1 protein-coding gene is annotated in these 882 nt (G+C 47.8%); it reads left to right on the forward strand.

The window, feature by feature from the left end; translation table 11 throughout:
- Position 1: 1 nt before the first annotated feature.
- Entirely contained in the window at positions 2-871 is an 870-nt protein-coding gene (gene opuBC / locus ACWHAR_RS24720) for a choline ABC transporter substrate-binding lipoprotein OpuBC (RefSeq protein WP_452088136.1), read from the forward strand.
- Positions 872-882: the final 11 nt, after the last annotated feature.

The following is an 882-nucleotide window of genomic DNA, read 5'->3' on the forward strand; positions in this document are numbered from 1 at the left end:
GCTGACGCTGAGCGGCTGTTCGCTTCCTGGTCTCAGCGCTGCTGCAGACCAGACCATTAAAATCGGCGCGCAAAGCATGAGCGAATCAGAAATCATCGCCAGCATGCTTGGCCAGTTGATCGAACACCATACTGATCTCAAAACAACAACGATTAAAAATCTTGGCTCCAACGCGGTGCAGCAGCAGGCTTTAATGAACGGGGAAATTGACATTGCGGCCACAAGATATACGGGAGACGCGCTGACAGGCACGCTGAGAATGCAACCGGAAAAAGACCCGGACAAAGCGCTGGCGCTTACTCAGCGGGAGTTTAAAAAAAGATATGATTTAAAGTGGTATGACTCCTACGGGTATGATAATACATATGCCTTTACAGTCAGCAGGGAGCTGGCCGACCAATACCATTTAAAGACCGTATCAGACGTTAAAAAATGGGCGCCGCAATTAAAGCTGGGCGTTGATAACTATTGGATGAAGCTCAACGGAAACGGCTATCAGGATTTTACGAAAACCTACGGCATGACATTCGGCGGCACGTATCCGATGCAGATCGGCCTTGTGTACGACGCGGTGAAAAGCGGAAAAATGGACATTGTGCTTGCGTATTCAACCGATGGAAGAATCAAGTCCTATGGTCTCAAAATGCTAAAGGATGATAAACAATTTTTCCCGCCGTACGACTGCTCTCCGGTTGTTCCGGAAAAGGTGCTCAAAGAACATCCTGAGCTTGAAGGCATCATCAAGAAAATGCTCGGAAAAATCGACACAGCCACGATGCAGGAGCTTAACTATGAAGTCGACGGCAATCTCAAAGAACCGTCTGTCGTTGCCAAGGAATATTTAGAAAAACATCGCTACTTCGAATCGTGAAAGGGGGACGA

The sequence above is a fragment of the Bacillus sp. LR--39 genome (genome assembly GCF_053613335.1).